Here is a 14,847-nt window from a genome sequence, read left to right as displayed (position 1 = left end):
TATCATTATTTAATAAGGGTAATACTTCCTGAAACCGGCTTTTCATTCATCCCCAGGTCTATGATGTAGTAGTAGGCAGCCATGGGCAGGGGCATGCCGTTGTGTGTGCCGTTCCAGGGCTCCCGGTACCCTTTAGAGTCAAATATCTTGTTTCCCCAGCGTGTAAATATCTGCACATGGCAGTTGGGGTATAACTCGATGTTTTTGATGAACCAGGTTTCGTTGATGTTGTCTCCGTTTACTGTGATGGCGTTCGTTGGTACAATATGAGGCAATACTGTCACCGTCACCTCGGCGGTGTAAGCACAGCCGAATTCTGAGGTCACTGTTACAGTGTAGCTAGTTGTGCGCTCAGGTCTTACAGTAGGGTCCGAAATGGAGAGATGATACAAGCCGTTGGCCGGTGACCAGGAATAGCTGGTGCCACCTGTCGCCTGCAGCTTGACAGACTGGCCCTCCATTATGGTTACATCCTCACCTGCGTTGGCGGTAGATGGCCGGAGGGTGGCCGTGACTTTTGTCCTGCTGGTGCTGGCACAGCCGTTTCTACTCACCGCCTGCACATAAAAGTCTGTCGTGGTGTGCAGCGGGTTGGTCTGGTAGGTGGTGCCTTCCCGCAGAAGCTTCCCGCCATCCGGTTTGTCGTACCACCTGTACAGCATGCCTGTTGCCGGAGCGCTTACCTGTAGTGTGGCGGTCTCGCCAGGGCAAATAACCACATTTGTTGCTGTCGGTGTGGCAGGCAGTGCCTCTAACGTTATCTGCACAGTGTTACTGGTGCTTTGGCAGGACGCAGCCGCAGTGCGGACAATTCTTCTGAACCAGGTAGGCTGGTCCACCTGCCCTGGTGTATAATCCGGAGCAGTGTTAAGGCTAGGTGCAGAAGAGAAGCCTGCTGTTGCACTTGTGGTGCTGTACTGCCATTCGTATGTGAAGCTGTCGTTGTTACTGGTAAGTACTGGCCCGGTTAGTTTACCGGGGGCACTTCCTTCGCAAACTACCTGATCTCCTTTGATAGTATTCTGGCTGACATCAGGTGTAACGGTGATTTCAACTGCGTTGCTGAACACAGGAGGGCAGGGGGCAGAAACAACTACGCGTCTGTACCAGGTCGTCTGAATGAGTGGGCCCGGCTGATAATCTTTTGCTTTTCCTTTACCTGGTACGCTGATTGGTTTAAAGCCGCTGGTAGAACTGGTGGTGCTATACTCCCACTGGAAAGCATAGGTGCCGCTGCCGCCCGTTGGCTCCGTTCCTGTTAGAAGAGAAGGAGCGGTGCTGGCACAAATAGCCTGTGCACGGGAGATGGTATTGTTCCCGATAGCATCCTGCATGGTTACCTGCACGACATTACTTACCAGTTCATCATCTAAACCAGAGTTTGCTTTTCGCCTGAACCAGGCAGGGCCTGTAAGAGCAGGCGGCGTATAGTGCTGTTCCTTGTTTCCTGGACCCGGTGCCAGCGCAAAGCCTGTCTCAGCACTTCTAGTACTCATCTCCCAGGTATAGGCATAATCACCGCTTCCACCAGTGGGCAAACTTCCCATCAGGGTTGCCGGTGCCTGGCCAGCACATAGTGTCTGGTCAGCCGATATGACATTGTTGGCAAAATCATCCAGCTGGAGGGGCCTTACTTCTATGGTTTCGGTTCTGGTAAGTGTGTTGCCGCAGGCGGTAACAGAGGTAACCAGGAAATCAATCAGGTAGGAAGGTTGCTTCAGTGCCTCCCGGTCAATCGTCCAGGTAAAAGGGGAACTTGCCCGGCCACGGTTACTGCCCGGTTGAAACGTAATGTTCTGGGAACCCAACTGGAAGCCCCTCCCTGAAGCAGATAGGGAAACCTGCTCTTCGTCTGCGTCAGTACCTGTCACGTCAAAGTCAATCCGATCCCCCAAGGACACTTCAAAGACTTTTACAGGGGTAGAAAGCGCAATGTCCGGCGCATTTCCATGGCCTGTTTCTACGTTCAGGCTAATGCGCCTAACGGTCTGTTTTGGCAGGCTGCACCCATCGTCGCCATCATCACTTACTATTAAATCCAGCACAAGAGGCTGCCCGTTTGTGCTAAAACACTGATCCAGACAAAGTGTGGCTTCAAGTGTCGTGTTTCCGTTCGGAATGTTTGCGACACCACTGGTAGCACCAGACATGCTAAAAACATTGCTGTTGGTGTAATTTACAGGTTTTACTTCCAGTGTAAGGGGTTCGTTTATATCCGGGTCTGTGTATAGTATTTTAAGGCAGCGGGAATCTGTAGGGCCCATGTACAACTCCTGCTCGTTTGCTGAAGGGTTGGGACTGCCAATCTGCACAATGGAAACGATAGGATCCCCGTTAAAGCGACAGGCTTTCACCAAAAGCTGAAAGTCCCTTCTGACTTCCCCAATCTTCACGCCGTTCCGGAACTCCTGCACCCGTACGCCAAACACAAACAAACCCACAAAGCTTGGTCTCACGGTCAGCCATCCTGTGTTGCTGTCAACATTCAAGGCCGGGTTTCCCTTTATCTGGTTGTCCTTGTTATAGCCGGGAAGCCAGCTTACCTCGGGGTAAGGGGCACTTGATGCGCCAGGTCTAAAGTTTTTTGCAGTACTGTACCCATTGAGGGGAGACACCATGTCATAGACTAGCTGGTCTCCATCAGCATCAGTGCTGCCAAAATTATAGTAGAACAATTCCCCCTGGCAGGCATACTCGCTGGGCGGTGGCGTAAGTTTAGGGGAAGAGTTTACGAATGCTTTGCCTTTTGCAAAAACAGGTGGAAATTCCATGTAGATAGCAGTGCCAGCCTCAAACAGGGAGGAGATATTGTTCGCTGCATTGTTGCGACAGCAACGTTCCATTACCACGTAGTATCCATCCGGATGGTTGTACTTGGTAGGAGCCAGGTTCAAGTCTTCGTAGTAGAGGAGCCTGGAGGTTTTTAAGTTGCTGGTGGTGCAGCCCACGTTGGAATAAGTTAACAACCTTATTTCCCGGAGAGACAGTGTAAACTCCTTGACAAACTGATCGGTGTTTTTCTCAAAAACGAAAACCTTCACATTAGCTTCTTTTTGATTCTGCCTCCCATTGACCTCATCGAAATACATGTTTAAGGACAACCTGTAGTTATAGCCTGAAAGATGCTGCAACTCAAATTCGCCACCAACAATGTGTGTTGCATAAGCCTGAAGACTTAGAAACAGTGCTAAAAAAAATAGTAGTAAACGTAATATCATCCTTTTGAGTGAAGGGTGTAAATTGGGTTTCGGGTTCTAAATATAGTTAAACAATATTGTGCTCAAAATAAGGCGGGAGAATATTATTGTGCTTGTGCGGAAGTAAGTTGATTTTATTTATTAAATCATATTTCGTATGGTAAATAATGTAATGTGTGAGTGATGTGTGTAGATAAGTGCTATTGATGAAGTGGCGTGATGTGGCTGTGGTAAAACATGACACAGGTTAGGGGTGTGCAATTTTGATGTGTTGCTGGCTCGCTCCAAGAGAAGCCTTTTGTAAAGGAATGTTAATATTGTTTTAGTGATAAATTTGAACAGGGGTATTCGGTTTGAGGTACTATTCAGCCTTTGGTTGGAAAGCATCAGGAAGCGGATCTGATTGCATTACTTTTTAGCAGCGCATAAGAAGGAAAGAGAGGCAGGCACATTGGTCGGGTTGTTACCACAACCAGTTCGGGCAAATGGTTCTCTGTGGGTTGTTCAGCTTGATTCCCACCACTACCTCATGGCTGTTGGAGCTTACCCTGTTCAGGTCAGACGTAGTGAAATCGTGGGAGTAGCTGACATCAATAAAGTGATTGACGTAAATGCCTACCATGGCAGCAACCGCATCGTTGTGACGGTAGGAGGCACCAGCCCAGAACCGTTCATCGTAAACGGCTTTTGCATTTACATCTACCGCCGACAATCCTCCCGCTGCCATTTTCGCCATCACGGAGGGCGTAAAGGTCAACTCATCCGTTAACTGGAACCGAATACCGGCCGTTGTGTAATAGTGTGGTTGAAGCTCTGCCCGTGGCACACCATCTGAGCCTACATCATTCATGCTTCTTACAAGTTGCATCCCCGACACGCCTACGTAAAAGTCACGGCTGTAGAGCCAGAGGCCCAGGCCCACATCCAGTTTGTTCCTGTTGCCGCTTTCTCCTGCCAGAAAAGGGTCGTCCACCGTGATCACATCTACATCTTTCCGGCTGATCCATTGCTTCAGCATACCGGCTGACACGCCTCCTGAGAGGTTGATGCTACTCGTAAGGGGCAGGTGATAGGCATAGCTCAGGTTGAAGGAAAAGGTAGAAAGCAACCCGGATCTGTCCATCATGGCAATGGCACCTATGCCATGGTGCGGCTTCACGTAAAAGCGGTTGTTCTTATTGGCAACGGGGGCAGGCGGAGAGGACTGTGGCTTGCCTGGTTTAAACCGGCGCACATTCCTGTCGTTCTTGTTGAGGGCGGTTTGCACGCTGGTGTAAAATGTGGTAGGTGCGCCTTCCATGCCTACCCATTGGCTCCGGTAGCCTGAGCGCACGTCGGTATAATTTTCAATGCCAGCCACGGCAGGGTTCAGGAGGTAGTTGTTCTGAAAGTATTGCGTATGCTGCGGCCGTTGCTGCGCCAGGGCAGAAACACACCAACAGAAACAAAATACAATACCAAAGAAAACTCTCATGCGGCGTTATTTAATGAGGGTAATACTTCCGGAAACCGGTTTCTCTTTTAATCCAAGGTCTATGATATAGTAGTAAGCAGCCATGGGCAGCGGCTTCCCGTTGTGTGTGCCGTCCCATGGTTCCTGGTAGCCCTGGGAGTCGAAAATCTGGGCGCCCCAGCGCGTAAACACCTGCACCCGGCAGTTCGGGTAATGCTCAATGTTCCGGATGTACCATTTGTCGTTTATTTCGTCGCCGTTGAGCGTTACGGTGTTGGTTGGGTCGATGCGTGGGAGCACCGTAATGGTTATTTCGTCGGTGTAGGTGCAGCCATATTTGGTGGTGGCAGTAAGGGTGTAGGTAGTGGTCTCTGAAGGAGTGGCCAAAGGCCTGGCATCGTGCGGGTCAGAGAGGCCCGTGGCCGGCGACCAGGTATAACTAACCCCGCCCTTACCCCGCAGACCCACAGAACCGCCCAGGATAATGGTCAGGTCTTCTCCGGCGTCTACTGCAACCTCCTTTACTTCTGCCGTTACTTTTACTCGCGGGCCACTTGCGCAGCCCATGCGGTTTACTGCCTGCACATAAAAGTGGGTGGTAGCGCTAACGGGTGCTGTTTCGAAGCTGGTGCCTTTGTGCAGCAGGTTACCACCCGCTGGCTGGTCGTACCACTCCAGTTCTGAGCCGGCATCTGCAGTTGCTGCCGCTAAAGTTACGGTCTGACCAGCGCACGTAATGCCGTGGGTAACAGCAGGAGCATCCGGCAGTGGCATCACCGTTACCTTTATCTCATTGCTTACCGAAGTCTCAGAACAATCCCCTGCCTTCACTTTTCTCCGGAACCAACAGGTCTCTGTAAGGGCGGTCGGGGTGTAGTTGGCTTTGCTGTTATCGCCGGGCGCAGCCCTGAACACGCCCGGGTTGTCCGCAGTGCTGATTTCCCAGCTGTAGGTATAGGTTGTGCGCCCGCCGGTGGGCATGCTCCCTGTAATAGCCGCAGCAGAGGTGCCGTAGCAGACAGTTTGTGCCTGCGAAATGCTGTTGTTCTCAATTTTGTCCTGCTTTGTTCTTACCTCTATTATTTCGGTAGTGGTTACTGGTTTTCCACAGGTGGTAGAGGTAACGGTCAGTTCGAGTTGGTATACAGCCTGCTGAAGGGCAGCACAGTCTATCTGCCACCTGAACGATGAAACAGCCTGTCCGCTACCGCTGTTTGCCGAAAAGCTGATTTGCTGGCTACCCATGTCAAAGCCCCTGCCGCTGGCAGAGAGGGTTACATTGTCCTGGTCCGGATCGGTGCCTGTCACATCAAAGCTTATCACGTCCCCTTCGCTTACCTCAAATATCCTGTCAGGGGTTGAAAGCGAAAGGGTAGGAGGCTGATTTGGAGTCGGGTCAATAATAAAACTCAGCCGCAACGTGTCCTGGCGGGGCAGGCTGCACCCTTCGTCGCCGTCATCACTCACAATCAAATCCAGTTGATACACTTTGCCCTCCGAATCCAGGCATGGATCAAAGCAGACAGATGTTCGCAGCATATCCTTGACGCCACCTGCGTTTGCCACACCGCTGGTAAGGCCTGTAAAAGAGAAGCTGTTTTCATCAAAGTTAACTGGCTTAGCTTTAAGCGACAGCGGTTCGTCGTCGTCTCCGTCTGTAAAGAAAATATCCAGGCAACGTGCATCTGTCGCGCTGATACGGAGGGGTTGTCCTTCACTGTAATAGTTGGTACTACCCGTAGGTTTTGCATATACCTCAGGGCTTTCGTTGCGGGGGCAGTCTTTTACCAGCAGCTGGAAGTCTCTTCTTACTTCTCCTATCTTCACGCCGTCTCTGTATTCCTGGCAACGCACCCCGAAAACAAACAGCCCGACATGTGTAGGGGTGACCACAAGTTTGCCTGTGTTCCTGTCAATCCTGACGGAGGGGCTGCCTCTTATCTGATTGTTTGCATCATGCCCTGCCAACCAGTTGATTTCCGGGTAGGGTGCACTGGAAGCCGGAGGGTTTGGAAAGCCTGGTGTGCTAAAGCCGTTCATGGGCGTCACCAGGTCATACACCAGTTGGTCGCCGTCTGCATCACTGCTGCTGAAGCTATAGGAGAATAGCTCCCCCTGGCAGGCATAATCGGTAGGTGGAGGGGATTGCTTTGGAGAAGAATTTACGAAAGGCCGGCCGTTTTTAATCACAGGAGGAAACTCCACATAAAACGTTATGCCGGCACTCTCCGGCGACGCTATATTATTAATAGAGTTATTGCGGCAGCAACGTTCCCAGGCTGCATAGTATCCCTGTGGATGCGTAAAAATAGCAGGATCAAGAAATATGTCTTCGTAATACAGGATAAGGGAGGTTTTTAATTCACCGGTCGTGCAGTTGATGTTAGTATAACTCAACTGCTTCTGCTCCCTGAGAGGCAGTGAGACTGATTTTATCGCTTTGTTGGTGCCTTTCTCGAAGAAAGTGATGTAGTTCGCAGGATCCTTTGCCCCGGGTGAACCGTTGATTTCATCAAAGTACAGGTTCAGTACAAGCCTGTAGTTGTAGCCATCAACATGGCGTAGCTCCATCTCGCCTCCTACAATGTGGGTTGCAGCAGCATAGCGGGACAGGCAGAGGGCAAGGAGTAGGAGAAGTAAGCGTAGCTTCATCCTGTAGGGCTTTAGTTTTAACCTATGGCTAAATTTTTGAAACGTAACAAGATTGAATAGGTTTTAAAGGATAGCTTATTTGTATCTGTTCGTTTCCGCCTGTGTTGAAACAGCGCCTGTTTTTTTGCTTTTCGCAGGTTTTCCATTCCTTTTTCAGATATCCCATCCAGCGGCTGTTGCTGTGCAGTAAAAGGCTTAGGATGTGCTCCTGCTGCTCTTTCCTTCCTCTGTTTCCTCCTCCAGGTCGTTTAGTTCTAACGTCAGGGCCTTTACTGATATCTGCGTCTCCCGTAGTGCCAGCGCCAGCGAGGCCATAAGTAAGATGAGGCTCAGCCCAAAAAGATATTTGCCCAGTGTATTGTAGCCGGCAAAAAGAATAAACATGCAGAACACACAGCCAAAGATGCTGCAAATGCCAAAGGCCTGCATGTTTTTGATCAGATTCAGGCGTATGCGCAGGTTTTCTATCTGGCTATACACGAGGCGACTGTGCGTAGTGGCGTAGCGGGTTTTCAGGTTACGGATGAGGCTGGCCAGTGTCAGAAAACGGTTGGTGTAGGCAAGCAGCAGCAACGAGATAGCCGGAAACAAGAGTGCTGGTGTGGTGAGGGAAATCTCCATTGTTTAGCTGCAAAAGGCGCTCTATTGTAGGTTTTTCAAAAAGCCTTCGTCCAGTTGGTCTTCATCATCCGGGCCTTCCTCCTCGTTTGCTTCCCAGTCCACCTTCTGCAGGAAGGCCACACCTTCAAAGAGTAAGTCATCCAGTTCTTCTTTTGAGCCGGCATCCAGCGTTTGCTCAAACAGGCTCAGGATCTGGTCGCGCTGCTCGTTCACAAAAATCTCGTGGTACAATTGGTCGAACACAGCGATTTTCTTCTGTACCACCTTGTCTATTTCTTTTGTGCTTCGTGCCTGAAGGGCTTCCTGTAGCACGTCCAGTGCTTCTTTGCTCTTTTCGTTGTTGGACAGGCGGGTAAAAGCTTTCACAAAGGCCAGGGCCATCAGCAGGCGCAGCCGCTCAAAACGGAAGTTAAGTTCTTCTGTTACCTTTCCTGATGCTGTTCTGGACGCCTTGAAGGCTTTTTCAAAATCGTTGTAAATTCTGCCTGCCTCTTCTGCTGACACAGGTGGAGTTTCGCTTTCATAGGCTGTCTGGACTAATAGCTCTGACGCTCTGGCACTCATAGGTTCAAGTTGGATGATCGAGGAGGCAAAGGTAATGGTTTATACTTTGTCAGCCTACATGTGGTTTTATGGGCAAGGCAGCGCTGCCGTAAAGCTTACGCTCTTGAAGGTTGAATCAATTTTTTGACTTCATATCAGCATCTCTTCTATATCCGCTCTTATGAGAAGCCTTTAATGTCTTCGGCAGGTTTGTTCTTTTTCAGGATAGCGAACATTTCTCAAAGCCCTATCATGCTCAGCAGCAATCCTGGTTCGGTAGCCAAGGACAGCATGGTTATAATTTTTATAAGAACATAAAACAATTGATATCCCTTAATACGTAGATATATCAATTGTTTAATTAAAACTTCTGTAATCACCATTGCGCCTGTTTGGCTTTACCATTTGAAAACGCTTCTGGCTATGAAATTAACTGTTCCCTAAACGTTCCCGTGTTCTATAACCTTGACATCCTATTACCTGCAAAAGCATCATGGTTTTAAAACCTGGTGCCGTTCACTCTCCGGAATCTTGCCTACAACAGAAAAAGCTGTAACAGAACTGAGGCGAGAGGCAACATCAAAGCTGCTGCTAAAGCAGATGTATGAATCAATCTATAAGTACAAAAGCCATTATTTAAACCCTTATTTTATGATTAAACATTTTACCAAACGACTCATCTTTATATGTGCCGTTAGCTTGGTTGGGTTGCTACAGCTGCTCGTAACCCACAGCCTGTATGCACAATCGTCTGGCGGAGCCTGCGGGCCCACCGATGTGGAACTGGAAATCTACTCCGATTTCTGCGGCAGAAGCAACGGCTATTTTAAAGTGATTAGCGTAACCGGTGGCACTGCTCCTTATATGTATGCCAGAAACGGTACTCCCTTCCAGGCCTTTCACACCTTTGGTGGTCTGGCTCCGGGTGATTATACACTCACCGTAAAAGATGCCGCGGGTTGCACCTACTCTGAAACGGTGACGATACCCAACTATGACGGGCCAAGTGACTTTACCGCAAGTGCCACCCCCGCTACGTGTGAGGGTAGCAACGGGGAGATAACCATAACAGAGGTTACGGGCGGCACCTCACCTTACAAGTACAGTAAAGACGGTGGCACTACCTTCCAGACAGCTAACATTCTAACTGGTTTTGCAGCAGGCACGTACGCTATCACGGTGATGGATAAGCTGGGTTGTACAACAGTGAAAGAGGTTACTGTGGCCAGAGGGGAGGGTGAACAGATGCAGGTGACGGTGACACCGCTTACGAAAGCCATCGGAACGGATAATTCTGGTAGCGCTTCGGTTACGGTTGCCAGCGGAGGTACTGCACCTTACACCTACCAACTGAATGGCGGCGGCTTTACGTCTGAGCCTACTTTCAACGGATTAGCTGCGGGAACCTATACGCTGGTAGTGAAAGACAGCTTTGGCTGTACTACCGAGGTAAGCTTCAGCATCGAAAGCGCAGTTGACATTGACATTCCGAACGGATTTACACCAAACGGAGACGGTGTGAATGACCTTTGGGCTATAAAGAACCTCTCCACGCTCCATCCTAACTGCCGGGTAACGGTGTACAACCGCTGGGGAAGTCCTGTGTTTGAATCAAAAGGCTACATGCAGCCGTGGGATGGCACCTATAAGGGCAAAATGCTGCCGGATGGCACCTACTACTGCATCATCGAATTCGGTGACGCCAAGCCATCATTGAAGCAGTCCCTGACTATTATGCGTTAACATCGGCCATTTACCTATCACAGAATATTATGAAAAATTATATACTTATTTTCTGCTTTCTACTTGCAGGCTCGGTAGCTGTTGCCCAGCAGAAAGCGTTGTACAGCCAGTACATGACCAATTATTATCTCCTCAACCCGGCAGCGTCCGGAGCGGGGAAGGACCTGAGCATTAAAGCAGGCTACCGTAACCAGTGGGTTGGCTTTGAGGGAGCACCCAAAACCTTCTACGTAAGCGGTGAAACAGCTTTGTTTAAGGAAGAAAGTGTAGAAGGCAGTCCTTACCACGGCGTTGGCGGTTACGCATATACCGACCAAACCGGGCCAACTACCCGCACAGGCTTGTCACTTTCTTACGCGTACCATGTGCCTCTCAGCGAAAAGATTTACCTTTCGTCCGGTGTTTTTGCCGGGGTGCAGCAATACAGGTTCGATGCCAACAAGATTTACCTGGCAGAAGGCTCCAACGAGCGGGACCCGGTAACCAGGAGCGGCAACATGAACTCCTTTATGCCAGACCTGAGTTTGGGCACTTACATCCACTCCGATAAATTTTATGCCGGTGTTTCTATTTTCCAGGTGCTGGGAAACAGGATATTTGATGCAGGTGATGTGGAGGACCCCAGCCGCCTTGCCCGGCACGTGCTGGTATCCGGGGGCTATAACCTGGATGTGCACAGCAATGTCACGGTGACGCCTTCTGCCTTGCTCAGGTACGTGAACGGTGCCCCGCTGCAGGCTGACCTGAATGTGGAGGGAGCTTACCATTTTACGGATGGTACTAAATCAAAATCTGATAACATGGTGTGGGCGGGTGTTTCATACCGTACAAACGATGCAGTAATAGGCCTTATGGGCCTGCAGTTTAAAGAGCAGTATCAGTTAAGCTACTCCTACGACATTACGACATCGACCATGCGAAACTACAGCGCAGGCACGCATGAGATCATGCTGGGGTTCCGGTTACAATAAGTAGAATTTGTTATACCCATTTAAAACAGGAAAGCCAGCGCCTTAGCGCTGGCTTTCCTGTTTAAGAGCCTGTGGGAATGATTGATGCTGTCTAACCTGCCGTGGCTAAAGCTTATGTCTTGCCAACACACCTATAGTTCTATAGCTTCTGCCTGTGCTCTCTAGGCCGAGAGGCCTCGTCTTCGGGCATCGCGCTGTGTAACTGAAGCTGCCGGGGGTAGGGGCCCTCTACTCGCTCTGCTCGGGCTGCCTCACTGCGTGCGGCACCGCAACATTTACAAGGCGCTCAACCCAAAGACTGGAAACTCCTTCACTCCGTGCCGACAAATAGTAAGAGCTACACTTTTTTGGAAGGAGCTTAACCTCATTCGGTACTATCAGGCATAGTTTATAAAACAGGAAAGCCGGCGCATTTGCGCCGGCTTTCCTGTTTTATAGCATTCTGTTGCTGCTGTTAATGAGCTGCCTCCTCCGCGCGGGCAGAACGGCCGTTGATGATCTGGCCGAAGAAGATACTGTTCAGGAACAGTTTATTTGTGCCGTACCAGAATGCCCGGAAGTTCGGGTTGTCCGGCATGGCAATTACTTTGCCATTACCCACTGCCGACACATCTACAGCGGCTGAGTTCTTCAGCAGCTGCAGGTTTGGCTTAGAGATATAACCTGCCATAAGCGGGTTGGCCGTGTACATCACCGGGTTAGCATAAGGGCTTTTGGAGCGCTCCATAAACAGCGTATTGCTCCGGAAGATGGGTAGCTGCGCATCGGTGTAGCCATAAGCCAGCGGGTGCGTCAGGTCCAGCTTTGTTTCGAAAATAGCGCCGCCGATTATCTGGGCGCCGGTGGTATTGGCCATGTCAGCGTATGACTTCTGGTTTGCTGTGTCTGACGGGCTTTTTTTGAAGCTGATGTTGCCGATGCCGTTATCTGCCAGCCATTGGGCAGCCTCTCCCATACCTACCACAGTGCCGCCCTGCAACACCCAGTTCCGAAGCTTGTCTTTCGAGATGCTGTTATAGTTGCCGTCGGCCATCACTATCACATTGTATCTGTTCAGGCCAACCCGGTTAAAGTCGTTTGTCTTCACCAGCGTGGGCTTCATATCGAAGCGGTTGTCCAGCAGGTGCCAGGCTTCGCCCACATCGTTGCTGTTTACACCGTCGCCTATCAGCATCAGTATCTTCGGCTGCTCCAGCGTCTGCATCATCGGGCTTCCCAGCTTAATGCCCTGCGGGTTAAGACCAGTGTTCAGGGCATGCACGCGGATGCCGTTATTTGTTGCTACCTCCTGTAGTACTTGCTGTAGTGCTTCTGCACTTATCTGTTGGCCCGTAACGGGTATCAGAATGGTGCCATAGTCAAACTGCTTGCCTTCCGCTGTGGTGAATTTATCGGTGGCTACCCTGGCGGTGATGCCACGCTCAAGCAAAGTGTTCAGTGCGCGCGGGGCGTAATAATCATGCCACTCAAAAGCATAAGCATAGTCGCTCTTGCCGCCTATTATTTCTCCCTTCGGAAAAGTAGGTTCCTCTACTTTCTGGCCCAGTTGGTTCTGCTTGAAGTTTCGGGATGATAGTGCAGCATGTTCTAAGTCAAAAGCCAGTGGGAAAGTCCAGGCAGAGATATCGTAGAAAAGGCTGTCTTGGAATGTGGTGCGCTTTTCAAACATCGCCTCAATCAGCTTATACTGTGGCTGCTCCGTCGGTATGATATAGGCATTCTCCGGCGTGTAAGTTAAATTGTCGATCCTGAAAGCTTCTTTCGGGCGGTATACTTCTATCTGGTGCTGTTTGATGATTTCGGCCAGGTGGTAAGCCCGGGCCTTGTCTTTTTCTGAGCCGAATACATACGCCTTTGTGGCTGCCTTTTTTGCCTCGTTCATCGCGTCCTTGTAAAAATTACGCTGATGCGCCAGCAGCTCTTCACGCATAGCCTGTGCGGCCTGTAGTGTAGAGAGGGTGGTGGTAAACTGGTTACGGATGGTGAACGGGAACGTCAGCACACCATTCTGGCTTTCCTGCGCATGCCCCCTGGAGCTGGCCTGCTCAAACAAGATGCCCACAGCGCCATTTACATCTGGGTAAGTAGAACCCTTGCCGTAGTAAAAGTCATCGTAATTCTCTTCCGTAAAGTAAAAAGAGCCGATCTTGTCCAGTGCCTTCGCATGGAAGTCGCCAATCTTTCGTGTCAGTTTAAAGTTATTTTCCGGTGTGAGCGGGTGGTTGCGGCTCGGAATGCCCGGCTGAAAGAAGAACGTGGAATTAGTTCCCATCTCATGATGGTCTGTCAGCACATTCGGCTTCCACTCGTGGAACTTCGCCAGCCGCCCCTTCGACTCCGGGTGCTGCAGCGGCAGCCAGTCTCGGTTCAGGTCGAACCAGTAGTGGTTGGTGCGGCCCCGCGGCCATACTTCGTCAAACTCCGCGCTGTTGGCATCTGTCACCAGGTTCTTGCCCCGGTGCGTGTTCACCCAGCTGGCAAAGCGGTTCAAGCCATCCGGGTTAATAGACGGGTCCAGCAGAATAACTGTCTCGCTCAAAAGCTTGTCTATTTCAGGTCCCTGTGCCGCTGCCAGGTGGTAGATGGCCAGCAAGGCGGCATTGCTGCCACTAGGCTCGTTACCGTGCACGCTGTAGCCCATCCACACCACAGCAGGCATATTACTGATGTCCACGCTGCCCGACTGTGCTGGTTCTGTCAGTTTTTTATGCTGCGCCTTTAGCTGCTCTATGTTGCGGAGGTTTTCCGGTGAGGTGATGGTGAGCAGGTACAGGGGGCGGTTCTCATGCGTGCGGGCATATTCCACAAGCGTCATCCTGTCTGACAGCTCCGCCATCTGGCGCACGTACATCGCCAGTTGATCGTGGCTCACATGCCATTCGCCCACGTTATAGCCCAGTATATCTTTAGGAGTAGGAATGTTGCTGCTGTATGAAACATCAGCCGGCAGATAATAAGACAGACTGGTTTCGGCCTGCTGTGCCACCGCCACCGGGCCAAGGCCCAGCATAGCCGCTACAGCAAGTATGCGTAGGTTTTTCATGTATAAGGGTGAAGAGTAGGTAATTTAGATTAATTTATATCTGCAATTTCCTCATTTATAAAGGCTTTTGCAAATAGGAAGCCCCTTATAAGGAAAGCTTCTGTGCCGAAAGCTGTGAATTGGGTAGAAACAGTTAGCGCAGCAGGTGCTTTGGGTCTGTTGCTGTAGTGCTGCCTTGGCAGGTGTTCCAGCATTTAATGGTATTTGATTCTGCCTAAGCTGCCTGCAGGTAGTATCAATTCACATGAGGCTAAAGCTTTAGCACGAAGTGAAGGTGTTTCCATTCTTTGTGTTGAGCGCCTGGGGGTAGGGGCCCTCTATTGTATTTGTTGCGGTGCCGCACGCAGTGTGGCAGCCGAAGCAGCGCGAATAGAGTGCCTCTATCCCCGGCAGCTTCAAATACACAGCGCGGTGTACAAAGATGAGGCCTCTCGGCCTTGAGAGCTAAGATTAAGAAAGAGGAATTTGTAGGTCTACTGCTGGAAGAACTATAATTACGTAATTACGGCAGCTTAGACAGAAACATATACTACCCCTTGCTGTTCTAAACTATGGAATATAGTTCATGATAAACGGTATAATATAAAATATCCTTACGCGGATGACAGAAGAGTGTACAGCTTT

At 50.3% G+C, this 14,847-nt stretch carries 8 protein-coding genes; 2 read left to right on the top strand and 6 right to left on the bottom strand.

Translation table 11 applies throughout. The features are described from left to right. Positions 1 to 5: 5 nt before the first annotated feature. The 5 genes from ACYVB1_RS19575 to ACYVB1_RS19555 form a co-directional block, all read right to left on the bottom strand. On the bottom strand, positions 6 to 3,089 hold the full coding sequence (locus ACYVB1_RS19575; protein ID WP_460925501.1) for an Ig-like domain-containing protein: 3,084 nt from the start codon (positions 3,087 to 3,089) through the stop codon (positions 6 to 8). 571 nt (positions 3,090 to 3,660) lie between these two features. Next, positions 3,661 to 4,671: a PorP/SprF family type IX secretion system membrane protein gene (locus ACYVB1_RS19570; RefSeq protein ID WP_460925500.1), complete on the bottom strand. Its 1,011-nt coding sequence runs from the start codon at positions 4,669 to 4,671 to the stop codon at positions 3,661 to 3,663. A gap of 6 nt (positions 4,672 to 4,677) precedes the next feature. After that, on the bottom strand, positions 4,678 to 7,302 hold the full coding sequence (locus ACYVB1_RS19565) for an Ig-like domain-containing protein (RefSeq protein ID WP_460925499.1): 2,625 nt from the start codon (positions 7,300 to 7,302) through the stop codon (positions 4,678 to 4,680). 195 nt (positions 7,303 to 7,497) lie between these two features. Next, positions 7,498 to 7,923, bottom strand: a complete 426-nt coding sequence (locus ACYVB1_RS19560; protein ID WP_460925498.1) for a DUF2721 domain-containing protein — start codon at positions 7,921 to 7,923, stop codon at positions 7,498 to 7,500. A 21-nt stretch (positions 7,924 to 7,944) separates the two neighbouring features. Continuing rightward, a complete protein-coding gene (locus ACYVB1_RS19555) occupies positions 7,945 to 8,487 on the bottom strand; it encodes a hypothetical protein (protein ID WP_460925497.1) in 543 nt (180 codons plus the stop codon). Positions 8,488 to 9,117: 630 nt separating this feature from the next. On the opposite strand from ACYVB1_RS19555, the gene ACYVB1_RS19550 reads away from it, so the two are divergent. Then, positions 9,118 to 10,209: a T9SS type B sorting domain-containing protein gene (locus ACYVB1_RS19550; RefSeq protein ID WP_460925496.1), complete on the top strand. Its 1,092-nt coding sequence runs from the start codon at positions 9,118 to 9,120 to the stop codon at positions 10,207 to 10,209. 29 nt (positions 10,210 to 10,238) lie between these two features. Beyond that, positions 10,239 to 11,180: a PorP/SprF family type IX secretion system membrane protein gene (locus ACYVB1_RS19545; RefSeq protein WP_460925495.1), complete on the top strand. Its 942-nt coding sequence runs from the start codon at positions 10,239 to 10,241 to the stop codon at positions 11,178 to 11,180. A 454-nt stretch (positions 11,181 to 11,634) separates the two neighbouring features. On the opposite strand, the gene ACYVB1_RS19540 is transcribed toward ACYVB1_RS19545, so the two are convergent. Beyond that, on the bottom strand, positions 11,635 to 14,223 hold the full coding sequence (locus ACYVB1_RS19540; protein WP_460925494.1) for a M14 family metallopeptidase: 2,589 nt from the start codon (positions 14,221 to 14,223) through the stop codon (positions 11,635 to 11,637). Positions 14,224 to 14,847: the final 624 nt, after the last annotated feature.

Source organism: Pontibacter brevis (assembly GCF_054779655.1).
This window is presented reverse-complemented; position numbering and strand designations above follow the sequence as displayed.